Source organism: Streptomyces sp. ME19-01-6 (assembly GCF_033793745.1).
Lineage (GTDB): Bacteria > Actinomycetota > Actinomycetes > Streptomycetales > Streptomycetaceae > Streptomyces.
Window position 1 is genome coordinate 1 of sequence record NZ_JARAXF010000061.1, and the last position, 22,739, is coordinate 22,739.

The following is a 22,739-nucleotide window of genomic DNA, read 5'->3' on the forward strand; positions in this document are numbered from 1 at the left end:
ACGCCTTGCGATGACCGAGCCCTTCTCAGAGCCCGCCGGGGCCGCGTAGCCACAACGGCGCCGACTGGCGCGCCGCCGGTGTACCGGCGGCGGCACGCCGGCCAGCGTCGCATGGTGTCAGGCTCCAGGCGTGGCCTGATTGCCGGTTACTGAGACACGCTCCTAGCTAGCACTCAGGCCCAGGCGGTCGCCCGTACCCGCTCGATCACCCCGTCCGGGAAGCGGATCTCGACCGATCCGTCCGGTGTCACACCGGCCCGGGCGGCGGAGCGCACGGCGTGGATGTCGCGGCAGACCTCCGGGTCGGCCGTGAGGAGGACCAGCGTGACCAGTAAACGGGTGCCGCCTGGGTGCCGGTCCAAGGTGAGCAGGGGAGTCGCCGAGTAGTGGCCGCAGGCGTTGTGGTCCCGCGCCTGCGCCACCGCCCCATGGGGCGGCCCGTCCTCGTCCTCCCAGCCGAGCAGGGCCACGAGTGCGGTGGTCAGGCCGTCGCGGCGGCGGGCCAGCGCCCAGCCGGGGCCGGTGTCCGCGGCGGGTGGGGCGGTGTCGCAGGCCACGGCCCAGCCGCCCTCGCGTACGGCGGTGCCGGGCGGGGCCTGGACCTGGTGCACACGCACCTCCCAGGGGCCGTGCACGAGGCCGGCCGTGGCGATGCGCGAGGCGGAGCGCGAGGGCTCCTCGCCCTCCGGGCCGAGCGGGGTATGCCAGGAGGCGGCGCGGCGGTCTTCGGCGTACAGCGGATGGATGCGGCCCCGGCGGGAGGGGCCCGAGGGGTACAGCAGCGCGATGTGGTTGTCGGGGCTGGGCGGTTCGTCGCCGGGCGGGGTCTCCGGCGCGGTGGCGGTGGAGTAGGCGAGCCGGGTGTAGTGCGGGCTGTCCTGGGGGGTGGCGGGCGGGGGCGGCAGCCGGTCGCTGCCGTGGTTGACCAGGCGTACGATCCCGTCGGCCGCGGTGGAGTGCAGCAGCCAGCCCGGGGCGGGCAGGGCCAGGCAGTGGTCGGCGGTCTCCACGGGGCCGGGTTCCTCGGTCGCCGTCCACACCGGGTGTTCGGCGGGGAGCAGCAGGCCGAGGAAGGCCTTGCTCGCCCAGTAGGGCGAGGCGGGTCCGGAGTAGGGCTGGGTGGCCGGGCGGAAGGGGCGGTACCAGCCCAGGCTCAGCAGGCCGTTCGCGTCGGGGATGCCGTGGTCGGCGAAGTGTTTCAGGGCGCCGGAGGCCAGGCGGCGGGTGCGGCCGGGCGGCAGCGGCGTGGCGTCGGTGAGGGCGCCCGCCCACAGGGGCGCGGTGGTGGCATAGCGGTAGGTGAGGGAGCGGCCCTGGTGGACGGGTGCGCCGTCGGAGCCGAAGAAGTACTGGTGAGTGCCCAGAAAAGTGTGCAGACGGGCCCGGTGTTCGGCGACCAGGGCGGCGTCGGCACGGGGGCCGGCGATGCGCGCCCACAGGACGGGGTACAGATGGAGGGCCCAGGCGTTGTAGTAGTCGAATTTCCGTCCGTCGCCGTCCGTGTACCAGCCGCCGCCCCGGTACCAGTCGTCCAGACGCGCCAGGCCCGCGTCGATCTCGGCGCGGCTGTGGGGCGCGTTGACCGAGGCGAGGAACTCTTCGGTGATGACCTGGAAGAGACGCCAGTTGGAGTCGTTGGCCGTGGCCCCCACGAAACCGCCGAGCCATGCGGCGGCCCGTTGGCGTACGGCGTCGGGCAGCCGGTCCCAGAGCCACGGGCGCGTCTCGTGCAGGGCGATCGCGATGGACGCGGCCTCCACCATGGGCTGGCCGCGGTCGGTGATGGGGGGCCACCGCTCCGGGTGGCGGGGATCGGTACCGGCGGCGAGGCCGGTGGCATAGCGCTCGATGAGCGCCTGAATGTCGGTGCTGTCGGTGCTGCCGGTTCCCCCGGCGCCGGCGATGCGGAAGGCGGCGAGCAGGAAGGAGCGGGCGTAGCCCTCAAGACCGTCCGACCATGCGCCGGAGTGGCTGGCCGGGCCGGGAAGCCGGTACTGGGCCAGGCCGGGTGAGGCGTACGGGACGAGTGCGGTCAGCAGGCGGTCAGCGGTGGCCTCCCAGTGGGCACGGGTGTAGCCCGTGTACGGCGACCGTCGGGGGTCGGGGGGCGGCAGGTGGTTGGTGTCGACCGAAAGATGCGGCGCGGTCATGCCGGGTCGGGTCCTCCGTGTGTCACTGTGCGCGTGCGGACGAGGGCGGGCTCACGCTGTCGCGTACGACGATGTGGGTGCCGAGCACATGGTGGGTCTCGGCGGTCTCTTCGGGATCGCGCAGGGCCAGGCGCACCGCGGCCCGCCCCAGCTCCTCGGCGGGGGTATGGACGGTGGTGAGCGGGGGGTCGAAGTCCTGGGCGAGGGGGATGTCGTTGTAGCCGACGAGGGAGATGTCGTCGGGGACGCGCAGGCCCGCGTCGGCGATGGCGCGCAGGGCGCCCGCGGCGACCATGTCGTCCCCGGCGAAGACGGCGGTGAACTCCCGTGTTTGCTTGAGGAGTTCGACCATGGCGCGGTGTCCGGCGGCGCGGCCCAGGCCGCAGTCGACGATGTGCGCGGACTCGGCCGGCAGGCCGTGCGTGGCGAGCGCGGCACGGTAGCCCAGGACGCGGGCGTCCAGGGCCGTGTTGCCGGGCAGTCCGCCCAGGAACACGATCCGCCGGTGTCCCGCCGAGATCAGGTGGCTGGTGATGGCCTTGGCGCCGGCCTCGTTGTCGAAGACGACGACCAGCGCCGGCAGGTCGGGGTCGGGCGAGGGACGGCCGCACAGCACCAGCCGGGAGCCGGAGGCGTCCAGGGCGTGGGCATAGTGAGCCACCCGTTCCCGGTAGGCGGCGTCCTCGACCACGCCGCCCGCCAGGATGACCACGCCGGCGCCCTCCTCCCGCATCAGCTGCACGAACTCCATCTCCCGCTGCGGGTCGCCGCCCGTGCTGCCGACCAGGCACAGCCGGCCATGGGCCGTCGCCTCCGCTTCGACGCCCTCGGCGACCTGCGCGTAGAACGGGTTGGTGACCTGGCGCAGGACGACGGCGACCATCTTGCGGCCGCCGCCGACCAGGGCGCGGGCATGGGCGTTGGCGACATAGTCCAGGGCCCGCGCGGCACGCAGTACTCGGGTACGAGTGGCCGGCGGCACCGGGTACTTCCCGCTCAGCACACGGGAGACGGTGGCGGGGGACACGCCCGCCCGCTGCGCCACATCGCGGATCGTGACCCGCCCCCGCCCCATCGCCGCCATGCCGTTTCCTTTTCTCCTCGTGTCACCTGGTCGTCGGGCCGGCACAGCGATTGGCGCCGTCTCAGCTGTTGGCGGCGTGTTCCTTGGCGTACTCCTCGGCCATCCTGTCGCCACCGCGGGAGCGCCACGTCTTGACGGCGTCGTCGTATGCGGACATCGGGGAACGTCCGGCGATGACCGCGGTGATCGTGTCGTCCATCAGGGCCCTGAGGGTGGTGCCCTGAGTGGTGTAGGTGCGGGACTGCAGCCCCCACGAGGCGTTGCGGATGGCGACCGGGACCACCTTCTGCTGCCAGGCGTGCAGGGCGCGCACGACCTCCGGCCTGCCCGGCACGAACAGCACCTGCGGACCCTCGGCCAGATACCTGAAGGGGAGGTTGTTGACGTTCTCCACCTGACCGAGCTTGCTGGTTTTCGGCGCGCCGTCCTTGTCCCGGGTGAAGTGCACGCCCTCCAGGCCGTAGTGCACCAGCTCCCATTCCTTGGTGCCGAACGGCGCGGCCAGGTAGTCGAGGAGGCGCAGCAGCAGTTCGACGCGTTCCTTCTTGGCCTTCTTCAGGATGGTGTAGCCGAAGGAGCGGCGGGCAGCGACGAGGCCGCCGGGGGCGCCGTCCACGCTGTAGGGGGTGGCGGGTGCGGGGGTGAGCAGGCCCTTGGAGTCGGGGTAGAGGGTCTGGTAGGAGCCGAAGCCGTTCTGCTGGGAGCCGACGGTGCCGTTGAGGAACAGTGTGTTCAGGTCCACCGACGACAGCGAGGTGGCGTCGGGGTGGTAGGAGCCGTTCTTGCGCAGCTGGGCCTGGAAGGCGATCGCCGCCTTGTAGCGCTCGTCGGTGTAGTTCGGGTGGAAGGCGCCCTTCTTGTCCACGGCCCAGCCCTGCGGGGCGTTGTGGGCGGCGGAGTGCACCCCGTTGCCGAACAGCGAGCCGGTGGCGGCGCCCAGCGCGTATGTCTTGCCGTGGGTGGCCTTCTTGGCGACGTCGGCGAAGTCCTGCGAGGTCCAGCCCTGCTTCATTCCGGCGTCGGTGAACATGCCCTGGTTGGTCCACAGCGTGGAGCCGGGCAGCGGGCGTTCGAGGGGGATGCCGTAGAGGCGGCCCCCGATGCGGCCCATGTCGCGCCAGGCGTGGATGGGGATGCCCGCCAGGTTGGGGTAGTCCTTGATGGCGTCGCCCGACAGGAACGGGGTCAGGTCCTGGGCCCTGCGCTGCACGAACTGCGCCTCGCGGGGCAGGACAAAGCCGGAGAAGATGTTGATGATGTCCGGCAGCGACTCGGGGTCGCCGGCCATCACCGTGGCCATCTTCTTCTGGTAGTCGGCCTGCGAGACGATGGTGTACTCGATCTTGACGCCGAGGGCCTTCTCGACGGCCCGCCAGTACTGGTTCTGCCCGCGTCCCTTCGGCGGTGTGCCGAAGGTGACGGACATGACCTTGACCGTGGAGCCGTCGCCCGGTGTGCGCGCGACCGAGGTGGCCAGGTCGGAGGGGTAGGAGGTGTAGCCGGCCTGGACCCCCGTCTCGGTGGCGGCGAGGTCCGGCTTGGCGCCCGAGGCCGCCCGGTAGGCGGGCCACGCGGCGAGCTTCTTGCCGGCGTTGGTGACGTCGCCGTCGTCCGAACCGGTGGAGCACGCGGTCAGCAGACCGGGGACGCAGACCGCGGCGCCACCGGTGGCCATGGAACGCAGCAGAGTGCGTCGGGACATGCTGGGCATGGGCGAGTGACCTTTCTGGGTGCGGCTCTTGCTGGTGCTTTTCAGCTCTTGCTGGTTCTCAGCTCTTGATGGCGCCGGTGAGCACGCCCTTGGTGAAGTACTTCTGAAGGAAGGGGTAGACGAGCAGGATCGGCACGGTGGCGATCACCAGAATCGCCATCTGGATCGTCTGCGGTGCGTTCACCGTGGCCTCGCCGGTGGTGGTGTCCGTGAGCCCGGAGCCGGTCACGACATAGGTGCGCAGCACCTGCTGGAGGGGCCAGTGGTCGCTCTCGAGGTAGAGCGAGGCGTAGAACCAGGAGTTCCAGTAGGCCACGGCGTAGAACAGGCCGACGACGGCCAGCGCGGCCTTCGACAGGGGCAGCACGACCGACCACAGGACGCGCAGGTCTCCCGCGCCGTCCAGACGGGCCGCCTCGTACAGCTCCTCGGGGATGGCCTGGAAGAAGCCGCGCAGGACGACGAGGTTGAACACGCTGATCAGCACCGGGAGGATCAGCGAGGCGTAGGAGTCGAGCAGCCCGAGTTCCTTGACGAGCAGGAAGTTCGGGATCATGCCGGGCGGGAAGAGGAAGGTGAACAGGACGAGCAGGAGGACGGGCCTGCCGCCGAACACGCCGGGGCGGGACAGGGCGTAGGCGAGGGTGACCGTGCAGATGAGGCTGAGCAGCGTGCCGACGATGGTGACGCCCGCGCTGACGCCGAGCGCGTGGGTGACGATGCCGCCGTCGAGGATGTCCCGGTAGGCCTTGAGGGTCGGGTTCTCGGGCCACAGCACCCAGCCGCCGCCCGCCACCACCTCGCGCTGAGAGGCGAGCGAGGTCGACAGGATCACGAGGAACGGCACACAGATCAGCAGCACGACCACGACGAGGGCGACCGCCTTGGCGACCTGAGTGACGGGCCCCGGCTTCTCCATCCAGCCGGGCCGCACCTGGGCGCTCACTTGTAGACCCCCTGTTCCCCGAGCCGGTGGGCGACCTTGTTGGCCGCGTACACGAGCAGGGCGCCGACCAGGCCCTTGAACAGGCCCGCTGCCGCCGCGAATCCGTAGTCGCCGCCGACGATGCCCTGGTAGTAGACGAAGGTGTCGATGATCTCGGCGGCCTGCGGGCCGACCGCGTCGCGCTGGAGCAGCATCTGCTCGAAGCCGACGGAGAGGATGTCGCCCAGCCGCATGATGAGCAGCAGCACAATCACCGGGCGGATCGCGGGCAGTGTGACATGCCAGAAGCGCCGCCAGGGCCCCGCCCCGTCGATCGCGGCGGCCTCGTACTGCTGCTCGTCGACCTGCGACAGTGCGGCCAGGAAGATGATGGTGCCCCAGCCGGCGTCCTTCCAGATCACCTGCGCTACCACCAGCGGCTTGAAGGCGTCCGGGTTGCCGATGATGTCCACGGTGTGCAGACCGGCGTCGCCAAGGTAGCCGTTCAGCATGCCCGTGTCCCCCAGGACCTGCTGGAACAGGGCGACGACGATTACCCACGAGATGAAGTGCGGCAGATACACCACCGACTGCACGAAGCGGCGCACGGTGGACCAGGTGAGGCTGTGCAGCAGCAGCGCGAGGGCGAGCGGGACGGGGAAGTAGAAGACCAGCTGGAGGACCGCGATCCAGAAGGTGTTGAGCACCGCGTCCCAGAAAGCGCCGTCTTCCAGCATCCGTTGGAAGTTGCCGAGACCGGTCCAGGGGCTGCCCCAAATGCCGTCGAAGGGCACGTACTCCTTGAAGGCGATGACGTTGCCGACCAGCGCGCCGTAGTGGAACACCAGGAAGTACGCGAGCCCGGGCACCATCAGCAGGAACAGCGTCCGGCTGCGGCGCCTTTGAAAACCTTTTCGCTTGATCGAAGCGCCTGACGGGTGACGGGAGGGGCGGCTCACCGTCGATTTCCCAGGGCGCTCGCGTAGCAACGCTGCCACGGAGCCTCCTCGGCTGTGGGTATGGAGTGAGGGGAAGTTAAAACGTTTTCAGTCTGGGGTCAACACTTCTGACGCATCTGTTGGTTCCACGGGTGACGCCGTGCCTTGACGCTCGGGCCGGGCGCTGCCAGACTCGCGGCCACACTCCAGAAAGCGCTTGCTCCGCCCTGCCGCAGAACGGTGTGTGAGGATGCGTCACTCCAGCGATGCGCGGGCCCAGGGCGGGGAGCCGACCCCCACACAGGAGATGACGAGATGGGACGCAGAGCCGCACCTCCCTCCTTGCCGCTCAGTCTTGGCGCGCTTCAACGCGCGCCCCTCTTCCCGCTCAGTCTTGGCGCGCTCCTACGCGCGGGCTTCCCTCGTCACTGCTCGCTCCTCCGTCGCTGCGCGGCTCCTCGGTCCAGCCCGCGCAGCGCGCCAAGACACGCTCATGTGGTTCGCCGGACGCGGGCTGCCATGACCGGCGCCGTGGCCCTCCTCGCGCTCGCCGCCGGGCCGAGTCCGTCGGCCGTCGCCGCGGCGCTCCAAGGCTCCGCGGAGCCGGCCACCGCCGAGACCTCGCCGCGGCTCGCGGCCTGCGGCGATGGTTCGTACCAGGCGGAAGCCGTGCTGAGCGGCAGTACCTGGACCGCGCGGCACGGGAGCAGCGTCGTCTACACGGGCACCGATATGCGTGCCGCGGCGCAGGCGGCGATCAACAGCCTTACGGCCGGCCGCACGTCCAAGGAGCGCGTCGTCGTCCGCGGCTCCGGCTCCGTCAGTGCCAACTCCCGCATCTCACTGCCCAGCTACACCGCGCTGGACGTCTGCGGCACGATCAACGTCACCGGCAGCGGCTCCGGGGACCAGGCGCCGGTCTACGCCCGTGGCGCACGGGACATCGAGATCCAGAACCTCAAGGTCACCGGCAGCCCGCTGTACGGGATCTTCCTGCGCAACGTCCAGAACGTGGTGCTCGGCCAGATCGACATGCGTCTGTCGGCCGGCCTCGGGGTCAGGATCGACAACCGCGGTGACACCAGCCAGTGGACGAAGAACGTCAGGATCGACAACGTCTACGTCTCCGGAGCCTCCAGCCACGCGGTGGAGACCTACGGTGTGGACGGCATCACCATCGGCACCGTCACCGCTCGCAACGTGGGCGAGTCGGGCCTGCTGCTCAATCAGACCATCAACGCCACCGTCACCAAGGTCGACGCGGACAACGCGGGCGCCGGCACCGGCTATGCGGCCTTCCGCATGGCCAACCGCAATGGCCGTGTCGGAAGTAGTTATCCCACCAACATCCGGGTCGGCGAGGTCATCGCGCGCGGCGGTGGGCGCGGAGTGTTCTGTGTCTCCGAGAGCGGAGGCGCGGTCATCGACAAGGTGACGATCTCCAACACCGGCAACAACGCGATCCTCGTGGAGAACTGCTACAACGTGAACCTCGCCGCGCAGAGCGGCACCGTCACGGGCGGGGGCGAGATCCGGCTCGCCGCGCGCACGGAGTTCGCCAACAACCGGGATATCACCGTCCAGAACCTCACCGTGACCAACTCGGCCATCAGGGAGAGCCCCTGCGGCGAGAACACCGTGTTCCGCAACAACCGGCTGGTGAACAGCAGCCAGAGCATCTGCTGAACCCGACCGCGTGGCGGCATGGGGCGCCCATGGGACACCGCCGCCACGCGGGCCCGGGTCCGGTCAGGCCCGGGTCCGGTCAGGCCGGGTCCGGTCAGGCCTGAGCGGCGGCCGCTGCCTCGGCCGCCGCGGCGCGCTCCTCGCCCTTGCGCTGCGACCGCTTGGCGTACCAGCCCGTCCACAGGGCGAGGGCACCGAGCACGCTGTAGATCAGGACCGGGCTGAGCACCACCATGGTGTCGGTGGGCAGCGCGTAGGCCAGCACGACCCGGACCCCGGCCTCCAGCAGGTACGCCACGCCCCAGACCGTCGTCATCGTCATCATGGTCCTGCGGAAGCCCTCGAACTGCCACAGGCCGTTCCACCAGGCGGTGCTCGCCTCGGTGCCGTCGGTGGCGAACTTGCGCCCGAAGTAGAACATCAGCGGGCGCGGAGCCAGCAGCGTCACCAGGCACAGCAGCCCGAACAGGCCCGTCACACCCGAGTCCTTGACCAGCAGCGCGCGGGCCGAGTGGGCGCCGACGAGCGACACCACGGCCGTGATCACAAGGAAGACGAGGGTGACGACGGCGAATTCGTCGAGGCGGCGGCGCCACGCGAGATGGACGGCGCTGTCGAGCACCGGCCAGGCGCCGCTGGCCAGAAGCGCGGCGAATTCGCTCCATCCGTGGTCGTGGAGCGCGTTGTACGTGATGATCGGCGCGACGACGTTGAGGGCGATGGTGAGGGCCCAGCCGAGGGCGGCGGCGCCCCTGGACCGGGCGGGCGGCGCCGGGCGTTCGTCCGGCCCCGCCGGCTGCGTGTCGGGCGCGCTCTGAGCGCCCGGCGTGGTCGTGTCCTGACTGTGCACAGGTCCCCCCGTAAATCGTGCTCGGTCGTGCGGAAGGAGCCTAGAACAGGCGCGCGGTGGAGGCCATCCGGTCAGTGCAGCGTCGTCCGGAGCCACTGCAGGGCCTCGGGGGTGACAGGGTCGGTGATGTCGCTGAACTCGGTGTGCTTCTTCAGGAACTTCGCCACGTAGGGGCAGATGGGCACGGCGCGGCGCCCGCTGTCGCGTACGTCGGTCAACGCCTGCTGGACGAGGAGGGAAGCGAGGCCCTGCCCGGCGAAGGCGTCGTCGATCTCGGTGTGGTAGAAAACGCGCTGTTCGCCGCGGTCACGGTATTCCGTGAAGCCGGCGAGCTGCCCATCGACCAGGATCTCGTAGCGCTGCTTGTGGTCTTCTCGGCTGACCACGGGAGCTGCGGCTGGCTGTGTCATCGTGTTTCCGTTCGGCGTCGGCGGTGCGGGGCTCATGCCCGGTGTCAACCTAACCCGCGGGGCGGTGGCGGGGGCGCGGGTGAGCGCACAGCGCACGGGGCCTTGCCCGACAGTGCACCGGCGGCGGCGTCGTCGCGGCCGGCAGGGCGCAGCTGATCTCGTCGTGCGCTGATCGAGCCGTGCGCTGATCTCTCCAAGAGATGCCCGGCGCCGAGACGGCGGGCGGGTACGGACCGCTGGAGGCAATCGTGCGGAATAAGGTGAACGTGAAGAAGGTGATCACGCACTGGCCGGACATGTTGCGGGTCGCCGGCTCCCTGGTCACCAACCAGGTCCGCGCCTACGACCTGCTGCGGATGTTCGGCCGCGAGGGCCATCCCACCCCGCTGGGACAGGCGTTCGCCGAGTACGGGCGCATCGCCAAGACCCTGCACCTGCTCGCCGTCGTCGACCCGGTCGACGACACCTACCGCCGCCAGATGCACAAGCAGCTCACTGTGCAGGAATCCCGCCACAAGCTCGCCCGCGACATCTGCCACGGCAGGAAGGGCACCATCCACCAGGCGTACCGGGACGGGATGGAGGACCAGCTCGGGGCACTGGGGCTCGTGCTGAACGCCGTGGTGCTGTGGACGACGCGCTACATCGACGCCGCTGTCGCCCAGCTCCGCGCCGAGGGCCACGAGATCAGGGACGAGGACATCGCGCGGCTGTCCCCGCTCAAGCACAAGAACCTCAACTGCCTGGGCCGCTACAGCTTCACCGCATCCCAGCCGGTGAAGGGGCTGCGGCCTCTGCGCGACCCGGATGCCGTCGACCTCGACGAGGACGACGACGGCCAGGAGGAGTGAGCGCCGCATCCGCCGTCCGGGGCGGGTCGTTGTGCTCCGGGAAGCCCGCCGCCGACCGGTGGGGACGGGACACAGAGGTTGCGGCAGCTCCGGTAGCGAGTATCGGATGAGGCTCGTCGCTCCGTGCCTACATCGAACCGTCTCTCAGAACACGATCAAGTGCTGACCGGCCTGCGGGTCCCCAGGTCGGCTTGCCGCCAGGAAGTCCCCGGTCGCCGTTCTGGCCCATGAGCATGAGGAACAGGCTCTTCAGGGCGGCCAGCCCGCGGGCGCGCCGGATCGTCCCCTCGTCTGCCTGCGCGTATGCGTCGAAGAAGGGTGCCGCGGCGCCAGCGGGAAGGACGACCCATGCGGCCGCGAGGTCCCAGGCCGGATCGCCGGCGAACATGGCATCGAAGTCGATCACGCCTGAGAGGGTCCCGTCCGAGACGACGACGTTCGCGGGATGAAGGTCGCCGTGCACCCAGAGCGGCGGGCCCTCCCACTCGGGCGCCGCGACGGCGTCGTCCCAGACGGCCCGGACATTGTCGGCGAGGTCGTCGGGGACGACGGCGTGGAAGAAGTGGTCGAATCCGTCCGTGCACTTCTTGGGGTGGTCGCCGCGGTCCTCACTGATCGGCGCGTCTTCGGGCGCCTCCACGTGGAGTGCCTTGAGGAAGCCCGCCAGAGTGTCGGCCGCGTGGTCGCCGCGGCTGATGGAGGTGTAGTCCAGCGGCTCGCCAGGGACCCACGTCATGATGGTCCAGGGCTTCGGGAATCGCGCGGACGGTTCACCGATCCGTACGGGGTTGGGGACCGGAAGCGGCAGGCGTGGGGCCAGGACGGGCAGCCACCGGCACTCCTTGCGCAGGAGTTCCGGGGCACCCTCTGTACGCGGCATGCGCACAGCCAGGTCGTCCCCAAGGCGCCACATTTGGTTGCCCCACCCGCCCGCTACTTCGCGGATGGCCAGTCCTGCGAGGTCCGGATGCTGCTCCTGCAGCAGGTCATGGACCAGGTCTGCGGTGATCTCGATCTCGGAGTCGGTCATGCGAAGCCACACTACTGGGGCAGGATTCTGGCTTCGCTCGTGATCCGCGATTGGCTAGCTGCCTGAGCCGTGGCCGACGGCGGTACCTCGACGACGAAGAACAGGAAGTTGGGGTTGGTCGACAGGTCCTGGAAGCCGTCCGGGAACAGTTCGCGGGCGGCCGGTTCGGGCTGCGGCTCGCTGATGACGGAAAGACGGAAGCCGGCCGTGGTGAAGGCATCGGTCATCGCGTGCAACGGCCTGCGCCACAACTCCATCGGGACGGAATGCCCGTTGAGAGTCCAGTCGAAGGTATAGCTGCTGGTCGCGTGGTAGTCGGGTCGGGGATCCCGGTGCGCGTAGGCCGTGAAAGGGTGGCTCACCGACGCGATCAGCCGGCCGCCGGGCCGGAGTACCCGCCGCAACTCGGCCAGCGTCGGTCCCCAGTCTTCCAGGTAGTGCAGCACCAGCGACGCGACCACGTCGTCGAACGTCCCGTCGTCGAACGGCAGAGGGTCGCATAGGTCGACCACGTGGAGGGCTACATCGTCGCCGAGCCGCCGCCTCGCCAGCGCCAGCATCCCGGCGCTGGCGTCGATGCCGGTGACGACGGCACCGCGGTCGCGTAGTGCAGAGGACAGGGGGCCTGAGCCGCAGCCAGCGTCCAGGATCCGACGGCCAGTCACGTCTCCGGCCAGGGCCAACATTGCGGGCCGCTCGTAGTACGCGTTTACGAGGCTATTCTCGTTTTCCGCTGAGTACGTTGCGGCGAAGCTGTCGTAGTCGTTCGCTTGGTCCTGATCTGCAGACTGCATCGTCGCAGCCTAGTAGTCACATGATCCGCCGGACAGGCCCCCACGTCCCAACTGTCCCGTCTCAATGAATCTTGCTTCGTGACGTTCCCTGACCAGCAAGGATGCGAGGTCCGGTGAGACGGGGGCAGGCGGGTGTCTCACGATGTTCAGTTCCTGGGTATCGGATCGGAGTGGTCGTCTCAGTTCATCGTGTTTCCAGCAGCTCGGTCGACGGTCGAAACCCGGCCCGTCGGTAGAGAGGGTCGCTGCGCTCGGACGGCCAGACGATGAGGACGTCCATCCCTAGGCTCCGGGCGTGCAGTTTCAGAGCCTCAAGCAGGGCGGTCCCGAACCCACGGTTGCGCTGGGAGGGGACGACATAGAAGTTCGTGACGTAGCCGACGGGGGTGTTCTCCTCGTAAGGCTCCGGGACTCGCTCGACGAGGTGGAGGAAGACGTGGCCGCAGATCTCTTCCTCGATTTCGAGGACCCAGGCCAGCCATCGTCCGTCGTCGAGCCGCTCCCGGATCCACTGCTCGGCCTGGTCCATGGACCGAGCCCGTGAGGGGAGATCTCCTTCGTAGTCCTCTTGCTTGAAAGCCCAGCGCAGTTGGGCCAGAGCGGGAGCGTCAGCGACGCGGGCCTGGCGCACATAGGAGTCTGTGGTCATCGGGGAAGTCTCGCGCACCCTGATCGTTTCACGCTCCCGTTTTCTCTGTGCAGTCCGCGCGGCGACTCAGCTCATCGTGAGCGCCGGCCTTGTCGGCACCGCGTACACGGACGCCGGAGACAGATCAGGCCGATGGGCACGATTCAGTGAGACCCACCGCTTCACGCCCGTCGACACAGACAACGTCAGGCGAGACCAGCAGCGAATCTTGCGCGAGACGGGGCACCAACAGCCACTCAACCTTCGCTGCGAGAGATCACCCCGTCACCCTCGTTACGGAGTAACGCGGTCTTCAAGAAACGAACGTTTTCTGAAGATCACCGGACGAGGCTCCCGGCGCCCCCGCAGGGCCTTCAAAAAACCCTTCAAAAACCTGGACCATTCAAGAACCTCGAACCACCGTTTTCTGACATGATCCGGAGTCATGAGTGACCTCCCGGAGCCGTCCGACCATCCCGAACTCCTCGTCGCCGAACCGCTCGTCCGCACCGAAATCAAGATCGGGTACGCGCGGGTGTCGACGGGCGGGCAGAAGCTCGAACGGCAGATCGACGCGCTGACCGCCGCCGGGTGCTGGAAGATCTTCTCCGACAAGAAGTCCGGCAAGACCGACCTGCGCCCGGAACTGAAGGCGTGCCATGCGTTCCTCGATGCCGGCGACACCCTCGTGGTCCCTTCGCTCGACCGCTACGGCCGCAGCCTCCAGGACCTCATCAACATGGTCGCCGAACTGCGCGAGCGCGGCATCGGCTTCACCTCGCTCCACGAGAGCCTCGACACCACTACCCCCGGCGGCCGACTCGTCTTCCACGTCTTCGCCGCCCTGGCGGAGTTCATCCGCGAACTCATCGTCCAGGGAACCCGCGAGGGCCTGGCCGCCGCCCGCGCCCGCGGCCGGGTCGGTGGACGCCCGACAGTCGCCACCGAAGAAGTCATCCGCGCCGCCCGGGATCTGCTGCCCGACCCCGGCCGCTCCATCACCTCGATCGCCAAGCTGCTGGGCGTCTCTCCGGGCACCCTCTACAACCACATCCCCGACCTGCGTGAACTGCGTGCCGGTGCCGTCCCGCATCAGCTCGATGCCACGGAGCGGTGACCCGTGCCGATCCGAACGCCCGCGCCCGGGCCCAGGGCCGTCGTACCGCACTCGAAACCGGCGGGCAGCTGACATTCGAGCTGTAGGCGAACGCGGCAAGATCAAGTGCTTAGCGTTACTGGCTGTTCCGTTGGTCCCCAGGGCCGGGTGTAACCGGTGCGCCCGGACGGACCGTCAGAGGCGGGGCCGCCCCGCCGGACGCGCCGCCTTCCGGGGCTCTTGCCCGGTCGCCACCGCCTGGGCCGCCAGCAACTCCGCGCCGGGCGAGATGCCCAGCTCGTCGGCGAGGCGGGTGCGGGCCCTCGCGTACACCTCCAGCGCCTCGGACCGGTGCCCGGTCGCCGTCAGGGCGAGCACCAGCCGGGACAACAGCGGTTCGTCCAGCGGGCTCGCGGCGGCGGCCGCCCGCAACTTGGGCAGCACCAGGTCGGCCGCCTCTGCGCCCAGGGCCAGGTCGGCCGACTCCTTGACCGCCGCCAGGTGCTCACGGTCCAGCGCCGCGAGCAGTGGGTGGCCGCGCACCGCGGCGGCGATCCCGGAGGCGGCGGGCCCCTGCCACAGCGCCAGCGCCTCGACGCTCAGGGCCACGGCCCGCCCGGCCGCCCCCTCCTCCGCGGCCTTCCGGGCCGCGTCCCGCAGGCACCGGAAGCGCAGCAGGTCCAGGGAGTCGGCGTCGACCTCCAGACGGTAGCCACCCGCGCCGCGCAGCAGCCAACGGCCCGCCGAACGGGTGAAAAAAAGTGTGCCAAGCAGCTGCGGTGCAGGCCGGACACGCTGCCGTCGGCCGCCAGGGCGCCGGGGGCGTCGCCGTGTCCGCGGGGACCGGTCCCGGGAGCGGGGGCGCACCATGCGGAGACCCACGCCCGTTCCGCGACAGGAAGAGACCAGGAGATGGACGACCCGACGCACCCCGCCGTGCCGGAGCCCGCGCCGCCCGGGGCCCGGGCACATGACCCCCTGGCCGTCGCCCTCGGCAACGCGTCACTGCTCGGCGTCGGTTACCTGATCCTGGGGTGGCGCAAGCTCGCCGTCGCCGCCGTATTGGTGACCGTCGTACTCGTCTCCGTCCTGGTTTCGGTCGCCCGGCCGTGGTGCGAGGCCGTGGTGGTCATATGGTGGGCGGCTGCCATCGCGCATGGGTGGTTCCTGGCGCGTGGAGGCGGTGGAGGCGGTGGAGGCGGTGGAGGCGGTGGGCGCGGCGGGCTCGGTGGGCGTACGAGCCGGACGGCGGTGCGTACGCGGCGTCTGGTCGCGCTCGGTGTCACGGTGCCGGTGCTGCTGGCCGTGGGGCTCCTGCGGTTCGACGCCTCCAGGATCGCGCGGAGCGTGACCGAAGCCCGCCAAAGCGGCGACTGCGCACGAGTGTTGGCCGCCCAGGACAGGGTGTGGATCGGCCACCGCATAGCCGACGCCCCGCTGGCCGCCCGCGGCGACGAGACCGTCAAGGCGTGCCACCGGCTGCGGGCCGCCAAGGCCGACCTGGCCACCGGGTTGACCGGGGACACCAGTGCGCTGAAGGCGGGCTTCGACACGCTCTCCTCGGTCCTCGCGGAACCCGGCAACGGGAAGACCGTCGACGTGGTCCTGGACGGATTCCTCAGCGGCCTGCCCACCGAGAACCCCTGTCGCACGGTCACGGTCACCGACTGGCTCCGCCACCGCCGGCCCAGCCACAACGCGCTGGACCGGTCCGCCGACACCGCCAAGCGGACCGCGCCCGCGGCGCTGGTCGGATGCGGTGACGCCCTCATGGCGGGCAAGGACTGGCAGAAGGCACGGACGCGTTACCGGCAGCTGCTCGACCAGTACCCCGGTGACCGGCTCGCGGCCAAGGCCCGCGGCGGGGTCAGGCGGGCCAATCTGACCCTCGAGCTGGCACACGTCCGCGACCTTCTCGAGGGGGCGAGCGACACGCAGCCCGCGTACTGCTCCAAACCGGCCAAGTACAGCGGCGCCGCCCACTACGGCAAGGGAACCAACCGCGCGCTGTTCTACGGAAACGACACGTACACGAGCAAGCTCCCGGCCGCGTGGCGGACCACCGACGCCGCCCACGCCGTGCTGGTGGTCTGCGCGGACGAGGAGGAGCACGGGACCTCCGTCCGGACGTGTCCCTACGAGAACAAGACCTTCCCCAATTTCCCCAGGGATGTGACATTCCACAAGATCGCGATTCCGGTGAAGGTCTACGAGCTGCGGACCGGAAAGCGCGTGACCGACCGCGAGGTGGAGATCAGCGGCGCGAGCTGCCCCAGGAAGCTCCGGTACACCACCTACGGCCCCACCGATCTCGGCCCGCCGTCGGACGTGTACGTCAAGGCGTCCACAGCGGACGTGCGCGCCGGCTTCAGGGCGCTGATCCACCGGTGACCGGCGGGTCTCCCGGCTTGACCAGCCCCGTCTCGTACGCGAGCACGACGGCCTGGCGCGTCGGCCGCGCGGGCCGACCGCCGGTCAGCACGCTCGGGCCCGTGTTCTGCTGCGCTCGCCGCCGGGTGCGCGCGAGGTCACCGCTGCCTCGTACACCGACGTTCATGTGGCCGGTTCGGCATGGAACGTCAAGTGGGGCACTACTGGGCACACTGTCTCCATGCAGCACGATGAAGAACACCCGTTGTCCGGCGGGAACGTCAGCGATGGCGTTGTCCGTGTCAAAGACACCGTCCGCCGCCCGGTCGGGCCGTGGACTCCCGCGGTGCATGCCCTGCTGTCCCATCTGCACGAGGTGGGGTTCCGGGCGGCTCCCCGTCCGCTGGGCATCGACGATCAGGGGCGCGAGGTCCTGACCTTCATGCCGGGACAGGTGGTCTGGCCCGACCGGTTCTCCCTGCTGGAGCCCGCTCGGCGACTGGCCCGCGTGGCACGGCTGATCAGGGACTACCACGAGGCCGTGCGGGGCTTCACGCCGCCGCCCGACGCGCACTGGCAGGTGTTGATGCCGGCCGAGGGCAGTGACATCATCGCCCATCAGGACCTCGCGCCGTGGAATCTCGTGGTCGGCGCCGAGGACCAGTGGGCCTTCATCGACTGGGACACCGCCGGCCCCGGGTCCCGCCTGTGGGATGTCGCGTATGCCATGCACGGTTTCATCCCGCTGTCCGCGCACCCGGACTGGCAACGCCCGGATGCCGCGCACCGGCTGCGGGTCTTCGCCGACGCGTACGGCCTGGACGAAGCCGAGCGCCGCCAGTTGGTGCCGTTGCTGGGGCGCCGTACGCGTGCCATGCACGACTTCCTGCGCGACCAGGCCGCCCGGGGCAACCAGCCGTGGGCCACCCTGTGGGCCGAGGGCCACGGGGACGCCTGGCGAAGCGACGCCGAATACATCGAGCGGCGCGAGGACCAGTGGGCGCGCGCCCTGCTCGACGGCTGAGCTTCGTGGTGTGAACCATGGTGTGAAACCCCGAGCGTGGTGAACTGCCGATCGAAAGGCCGGGAATTCGATGATCAGCCAATGGCGGCTGCGGGCCGCTTTCGCCGCGCGGCTCTCGGAGATGTACGGGCAGGAGGTCCCCGCTTACACCACGCTGGTGGATGTCTCACGGGAGGTCAACGAGGACGTCCTGCGCGACCGGGGCGCCGACGCCGAGCGCCTGGGATCCATCAGCCGGGTGACCGCCGAGCGCCATGGAGCCATCCGGGTCGGAACCCCACGGGAGTTGCGGCAGGTCGCCCTCGTCTTCGCCGCCCTGGGCATGTACCCGGTCGGCTTCTACGATCTGCGTGAGGCCGCCGCCAGCGCCGTTCCCGTCGTCTCGACCGCCTTCCGGCCCATCGACGGCGTGGAACTGGCCCGCAATCCCTTCCGGGTCTTCACCTCCATGCTCACCCCGGCCGATCCGCGGTTCTTCGACGCCGATCTGCGCTCCCGCCTGGAAACGTTCCTCGCGGGCCGTGAACTGTTCCCTGTGGAGCTGCTCGCCCTCGCCGACCGTGCGGCGGCGGAGCGGGAGCTGCCCGACGTGGACGCCGAGCGCTTTCTGCAACTCGCCGTGCGGGCCTTCGAGCTGTCACCCGAGCCCATCGACAAGGTGTGGTACGAGACCCTGGAGCGGATCTCCGCCGTCGCCGCGGACATCGGCGGGGTCCGCAGCACCCACATCAACCACCTCACCCCGCGCGTGCTGGACATCGACGGGCTCTACCGGCGGATGACCGAACGCGGCATCGAGATGATCGACACCATCCAGGGCCCGCCGAAGTGGCAGGGCCCCGACGTCCTGCTGCGCCAGACCTCCTTCCGCGCCCTCGCCGAACCCCGCGCCCTGCGCACCCCCGACGGCAGCGTCGTCAGCGGCGCCCTGCGGGTGCGGTTCGGCGAGGTCGAGGCCCGGGGCATCGCCCTCACCCGGGAAGGCCGCGCTCTCTACGACCGGCTTCTCACCCTGGTCGACCAGCGGGCGGCCCACCACCCCGAGGCAGACCGTGGCGAACTCGCGCGCGCCGTATGGGACCAGCACATGCCCGGCAGCGAGCAGGACCTCGCCGCCCGAGGCCTGGCCTACTTCACCCACCGGGTGGTCCCCGACCGGCCACGGGACGGCAGCCGCCCGCCCGCCGACCTCGGCGGTCTGGCGGAACAGGGCTGGGTGCGCGCCGAGCCCATCGTCTACGAGGACTTCCTGCCCCGCTCCGCGGCCGGGATCTTCCAGTCCAACCTCAGCGGCGAGGGCATGCGCAACAACGACCACGAAGGCACCGCGTATGACGCCGCATGGCTCTCCGGAGCCATCGGACGCGACGTCCTGGACCCCTTCGCCCTCTACGAGGAGCAGCAGAACCGCTCCCTGGCACAGGTCGCCGACGAGCTGGAACTCGACCGCACCCCCCGCTGACCCCTCACACCCTCGGGGACTCCCATGACCAGCACCGCACCGCCCACCACCGACCACCTGCGCGCACGCGCGCTGACCGCCCTCGAGCGCATCGGCGTCACCGTCCCGGACGGCGGCGACTTTCCGGGCCCAGGGCGGCGAGATTCTGGCGGGCGGCGACCGGCGCCTGGCCGACGCCGCGCCCCGGGCCGCCTACGTCGAGCCGGCCGTCGTCCGCGTCGCCGAACAGACCGATGTGGTACAGGAGGAGACGTTCGCCCCGATCCTGTACGTGCTGACCTACGACACCCTCGACGAGGCCATCGCGCTGCACAACGATGTCCCGCAGGGCCTGTCGTCCAGCAATTTCACCCGCGACCAGCGGGAAGCCGAGATCTTCCTGTCCGCCGAGGGCTCCGACTGCGGCATCGCCAATGTCAACATCGGCACCTCCGGCGCGGAGATCAGCGGCGCCTTCGGCGGCGAGAAGGAGACCGGGGGCGGCCGTGAGTCGGGCTCCGACGCCTGGCGGGCGTATATGCGCCGCGCCACCAACACCGTCAACTACTCCAGCCGGCTGTCCCTGGCCCAGAACGTCAGCTTCCTCTGACCGCGGCTTCCTCTGACCACCCTTGCCCGCGGAACGAGAAACGCGGCGGCCCTCGCCCGGATCAGGACCGGGTGAGGGCCGCCGCGTCGTACATGAGTGACCAGGGGCCGGTCAGTCGGCGCCGAATTCCATCGCGGCGCGGTCGAGCAGCTGGTCGTCGGCGGAGACCTGGCCGTCCGAGGCGATCGCCTCGGACGCGCCCTTGGGCATCGCGCCGATCAGCCCGGTCGAGGCGGCCTGCGCGGCGCCGATCAGCGCCGGGTGGGAGCTGCCGACCATGCCGAGCCCGGCGTACTGCTCGAGCTTGGCGCGGGAGTCCGCAATGTCGAGGTTGCGCATGGTCAGCTGGCCGATCCGGTCCACCGGCCCGAAGGCGGAGTTCTCGGTCCGCTCCATGGAGAGCTTGTCCGGGTGGTAGCTGAACGCCGGCCCGGAGGTGTCCAGGATGGAGTAGTCCTCACCGCGCCGCAGCCGCAGCGTCACCTCGCCGGTGACCGCCGCACCGACCCAGCGCTGCAGCGACTCGCGCACCATCAGCGCCTGCGGGTCCAGCCAGCGGCCCTCGTACATCAGCCTGCCGAGCCGCCGCCCCTCGTTGTGGTAGCTGGCGAGGGTGTCCTCGTTGTGGATCGCGTTGACCAGCCGCTCGTACGCCGCGTGCAGCAGCGCCATGCCCGGCGCCTCGTAGATGCCCCGGCTCTTGGCCTCGATGACGCGGTTCTCGATCTGGTCGGACATGCCCAGGCCGTGCCGGCCGCCGATGGCGTTGGCCTCCAGAACCAGATCGACGGCGGAGGCGAACTCCTTGCCGTTGATCGTCACCGGCCGGCCCTGCTCGAAGCCGATCGTGACGTCCTCGGCCGCTATCTCGACGGCCGGGTCCCAGAACCGCACGCCCATGATCGGATCAACGAGCTCGATGCCCGCGTCGAGGTGCTCGAGCGCCTTTGCCTCGTGCGTCGCGCCCCAGATGTTCGCGTCGGTGGAATAGGCCTTCTCCGTGCTGTCCCGGTAGGGCAGGCCGTGAGCGACCAGCCACTCCGACATCTCCTTGCGGCCGCCGAGCTCGCTGACGAAGTCGGCGTCCAGCCACGGCTTGTAGATCCGCAGGGAGGGGTTGGCCAGCAGACCGTAGCGGTAGAACCGCTCGATGTCATTGCCCTTGAAGGTGGAGCCGTCGCCCCAGATCTGTACATCGTCCTCGAGCATCGCGCGCACCAGCAGGGTGCCGGTGACCGCCCGCCCGAGCGGGGTCGTGTTGAAGTAGGCGCGGCCACCGGACCGGATGTGGAACGCCCCGCAGGCCAGGGCCGCGAGACCCTCCTCCACGAGGGCCGCCCGGCAGTCGACCAGCCGGGCGACCTCCGCGCCGTATGCCGAGGCGCGCCCGGGTACCGAGGCGATATCGGGCTCGTCGTACTGGCCGATGTCAGCGGTGTAGGTGCATGGCACCGCACCCTTGTCGCGCATCCACGCGACGGCTACCGAGGTGTCGAGGCCACCGGAGAAGGCGATCCCGACACGCTCGCCGACAGGCAGGGAGGTGAGAACTTTGGACACGGCAGAAGTATGCATGACCTCGCATGATCATGCAAGCGCTGATGTATGACGGGCCCCGGGCCGCCCGCGCGACCGCGACGGCCCGGCCGATGTAACCCCGCTCCCGCGCCGCACCCGGGCTTCGCCGACCAGGCATATCACGGCCCTTGGCCTCCGGGCCGCCCCGGAGGAGAGCCCCGGGGCGGCCCGGAGGCCGAGGACGGTGTGTGTTCCGGCAGAGGATTGGCGTGGCCGTGGACCGTGGAGCATGCCCGCGCCCTGCGTGTCTCGCGCCGCCGGGCTCCTGCCCGGCGCGCCTGGCGGGCGATCCGGCGGAGGCGGTGCCCGGCGCCCCGTCGGACGCGTCCCCGGCGATCCGGTGGACGCCCCGCCGGCGATCTAGCGGGTGGCCCCGGTGTGCTCCCGCACAGTCGCCGCCTCGCTCGCCGCCGTCCCGGCCCCCGGCTCGGCGCTCTGCTTCGCGAACCCGCGCCGGCCCGGCAGGACCGCGAGGACGATCAGTGTTCCGGCGGCCATGATGATCCCGCCGATGAGGCTGGTCTGGGCGACTCCGTGGGCGAAGGCCTGGTGGACGGCGTCCACGGCGGCCTGGGCCTGCTGGGGCCCGGCGGAGGGATCCTGCGCGACCCGCTCCGCGACGGCCAGGCCGGCGCCGACCGAGTCCTTGGCGGTCTCCATCGCCTCCGCCGGGAGCCGGTTGCCCACCAGGTCGGTCAGCTCGTCCCGGTAGGCCGTGCCCAGCAGCGAGCCCAGCACCGCGATGCCCAGCGCCCCGCCAAGCTCCAGCGCGGTGTCGTTGACACCGCCGCCGACGCCCAGCTCGGACTCGGGGAAGGAGCCCATGATCGTGTCGGTCGCCGGGGAGATGGCCAGTCCGAGCGCGAGGCCCAGCATCATCAGCGGCACCAGGAAGTCCCCGTACGTCGACCCCTTGTCGATCTGGGTGAGCAGGAACATGCCCGCCGTGCCGACGGCCATGCCGGTCACGGCCATCACCCTCACCCCCAGCTTCGGGGCGAGCACCCCGGTCACCGCGGACCCGAGGAACACCGCACCGCCCAGCGGCAGCAGCCGTACACCCGTGTCCAGAGGGCCGTAGCCGAGGACGAACTGCAGGAACTGCGTCGAGTAGTAGAGCACGGCGAACATACCGAAGAAGAAGAACATCACTGCGAGCATCGAGCCGGTGAAGGGCCGCAGCGCGAACTTTCGGACGTCCAGCATCGGGTGCGGGTGCCGCAGCTCCCAGGCGACGAAGGCGACCAGACCGACACCGGCGACCACCGCCGCCGTGACGGGGCCGACGCCCCAGCCGGAGTGCGGGCCCTCGATGGCGGCGTAGATCAGGGAGCCGACGGTGACGATCGACAGCAGACCACCGACGTAGTCGATCCTGCCCATGCCCTCCGCCTTGGACGGCGGTACCAGGGCGAGCGCGCCGAACACGGCGAGGAGGGCGATCGGCACGTTGATCAGGAAGGCCGAGCCCCAGGCGTGGTCCTCCAGCAGCCAGCCGGAGACCAGCGGGCCGACGGCGACCGCCACCCCGGAGGTCGCGGCCCAGGCGGTGATGGCCTTGGC

At 70.3% G+C, this 22,739-nt stretch carries 19 protein-coding genes and 2 pseudogenes; 7 read left to right on the forward strand and 14 right to left on the reverse strand.

From position 1 onward, the window contains the following. Positions 1-173 precede the first annotated feature (173 nt). From PV419_RS51775 to PV419_RS51795, 5 genes are all read right to left on the reverse strand, one after another. Complete coding sequence (locus tag PV419_RS51775; RefSeq protein WP_319701062.1) at positions 174-2,150, reverse strand: DUF2264 domain-containing protein; 1,977 nt, start codon at positions 2,148-2,150, stop codon at positions 174-176. A 22-nt stretch (positions 2,151-2,172) separates the two neighbouring features. Then, complete coding sequence (locus tag PV419_RS51780) at positions 2,173-3,234, reverse strand: LacI family DNA-binding transcriptional regulator (protein WP_319701063.1); 1,062 nt, start codon at positions 3,232-3,234, stop codon at positions 2,173-2,175. A gap of 61 nt (positions 3,235-3,295) precedes the next feature. Next, positions 3,296-4,945, reverse strand: coding sequence for an extracellular solute-binding protein (locus PV419_RS51785; RefSeq protein WP_319701064.1), 1,650 nt, complete (start codon positions 4,943-4,945; stop codon positions 3,296-3,298). Between the two features lie 58 nt (positions 4,946-5,003). Beyond that, on the reverse strand, positions 5,004-5,891 hold the full coding sequence (locus PV419_RS51790) for a carbohydrate ABC transporter permease (RefSeq protein WP_319701065.1): 888 nt from the start codon (positions 5,889-5,891) through the stop codon (positions 5,004-5,006). Further along, on the reverse strand, positions 5,888-6,742 hold the full coding sequence (locus tag PV419_RS51795; RefSeq protein ID WP_319701066.1) for an ABC transporter permease: 855 nt from the start codon (positions 6,740-6,742) through the stop codon (positions 5,888-5,890). The genes PV419_RS51790 and PV419_RS51795 overlap by 4 nt, the downstream gene beginning before the upstream one ends. A 585-nt stretch (positions 6,743-7,327) precedes the next feature. Between PV419_RS51795 and PV419_RS51800 the strand changes: the two genes are divergently transcribed. Then, the gene (locus tag PV419_RS51800; protein ID WP_319701067.1) at positions 7,328-8,494 is read left to right on the forward strand and encodes a right-handed parallel beta-helix repeat-containing protein; all 1,167 of its coding nucleotides are present in this window, start codon (positions 7,328-7,330) and stop codon (positions 8,492-8,494) included. Between the two features lie 94 nt (positions 8,495-8,588). Here PV419_RS51800 and PV419_RS51805 read toward each other — a convergent pair whose 3' ends face one another. Further along, positions 8,589-9,344, reverse strand: coding sequence for a VC0807 family protein (locus PV419_RS51805; RefSeq protein WP_415925568.1), 756 nt, complete (start codon positions 9,342-9,344; stop codon positions 8,589-8,591). 71 nt (positions 9,345-9,415) lie between these two features. Next, on the reverse strand, positions 9,416-9,754 hold the full coding sequence (locus PV419_RS51810) for a GNAT family N-acetyltransferase (protein ID WP_319701068.1): 339 nt from the start codon (positions 9,752-9,754) through the stop codon (positions 9,416-9,418). A gap of 200 nt (positions 9,755-9,954) precedes the next feature. On the opposite strand from PV419_RS51810, the pseudogene PV419_RS51815 reads away from it, so the two are divergent. Next, positions 9,955-10,605, forward strand: a pseudogene (locus PV419_RS51815) (Tn3 family transposase); the annotation flags it as partial. A gap of 127 nt (positions 10,606-10,732) precedes the next feature. On the opposite strand, the gene PV419_RS51820 reads toward PV419_RS51815, so the two are convergent. From PV419_RS51820 to PV419_RS51830, 3 genes are all read right to left on the reverse strand, one after another. After that, the gene (locus tag PV419_RS51820; protein ID WP_319701069.1) at positions 10,733-11,635 is read right to left on the reverse strand and encodes an aminoglycoside phosphotransferase family protein; all 903 of its coding nucleotides are present in this window, start codon (positions 11,633-11,635) and stop codon (positions 10,733-10,735) included. A gap of 11 nt (positions 11,636-11,646) precedes the next feature. Continuing rightward, complete coding sequence (locus tag PV419_RS51825) at positions 11,647-12,429, reverse strand: class I SAM-dependent methyltransferase (protein ID WP_319701070.1); 783 nt, start codon at positions 12,427-12,429, stop codon at positions 11,647-11,649. A gap of 184 nt (positions 12,430-12,613) precedes the next feature. Then, the gene (locus PV419_RS51830; protein WP_319701071.1) at positions 12,614-13,078 is read right to left on the reverse strand and encodes a GNAT family N-acetyltransferase; all 465 of its coding nucleotides are present in this window, start codon (positions 13,076-13,078) and stop codon (positions 12,614-12,616) included. A 424-nt stretch (positions 13,079-13,502) separates the two neighbouring features. On the opposite strand from PV419_RS51830, the gene PV419_RS51835 reads away from it, so the two are divergent. After that, a complete protein-coding gene (locus PV419_RS51835) occupies positions 13,503-14,174 on the forward strand; it encodes a recombinase family protein (protein ID WP_415925569.1) in 672 nt (223 codons plus the stop codon). 174 nt (positions 14,175-14,348) lie between these two features. On the opposite strand, the gene PV419_RS51840 is transcribed toward PV419_RS51835, so the two are convergent. Then, positions 14,349-15,035 (reverse strand): AfsR/SARP family transcriptional regulator, encoded by a 687-nt coding sequence (locus PV419_RS51840; protein ID WP_319701072.1) that lies wholly within the window; start codon positions 15,033-15,035, stop codon positions 14,349-14,351. A gap of 30 nt (positions 15,036-15,065) precedes the next feature. Here PV419_RS51840 and PV419_RS51845 point away from each other — a divergent pair, with 30 nt between their 5' ends. Then, positions 15,066-16,544, forward strand: coding sequence for a tetratricopeptide repeat protein (locus tag PV419_RS51845; protein WP_319701073.1), 1,479 nt, complete (start codon positions 15,066-15,068; stop codon positions 16,542-16,544). Here the strand turns inward: PV419_RS51845 and PV419_RS51850 are convergent. Beyond that, a complete protein-coding gene (locus tag PV419_RS51850) occupies positions 16,522-16,710 on the reverse strand; it encodes a hypothetical protein (RefSeq protein ID WP_319701074.1) in 189 nt (62 codons plus the stop codon). The genes PV419_RS51845 and PV419_RS51850 overlap by 23 nt on opposite strands. Before the next feature lie 54 nt (positions 16,711-16,764). On the opposite strand from PV419_RS51850, the gene PV419_RS51855 reads away from it, so the two are divergent. From PV419_RS51855 to PV419_RS51865, 3 genes and pseudogenes are all read left to right on the forward strand, one after another. Next, the gene (locus PV419_RS51855; RefSeq protein ID WP_319701075.1) at positions 16,765-17,547 is read left to right on the forward strand and encodes an aminoglycoside phosphotransferase family protein; all 783 of its coding nucleotides are present in this window, start codon (positions 16,765-16,767) and stop codon (positions 17,545-17,547) included. Between the two features lie 70 nt (positions 17,548-17,617). Continuing rightward, on the forward strand, positions 17,618-19,009 hold the full coding sequence (locus tag PV419_RS51860) for a VOC family protein (RefSeq protein ID WP_319701076.1): 1,392 nt from the start codon (positions 17,618-17,620) through the stop codon (positions 19,007-19,009). Positions 19,010-19,133: 124 nt separating this feature from the next. Beyond that, positions 19,134-19,598 (forward strand): annotated as a pseudogene (locus PV419_RS51865) (aldehyde dehydrogenase family protein); the annotation flags it as partial. A gap of 111 nt (positions 19,599-19,709) precedes the next feature. Here the strand turns inward: PV419_RS51865 and argG are convergent. Then, entirely contained in the window at positions 19,710-21,158 is a 1,449-nt protein-coding gene (gene argG, locus PV419_RS51870; protein WP_319701077.1) for an argininosuccinate synthase, read from the reverse strand. 378 nt (positions 21,159-21,536) lie between these two features. After that, the coding region (locus tag PV419_RS51875) for an MFS transporter (protein ID WP_319701078.1) at positions 21,537-22,739 on the reverse strand (1,203 nt) is incomplete at its 5' end.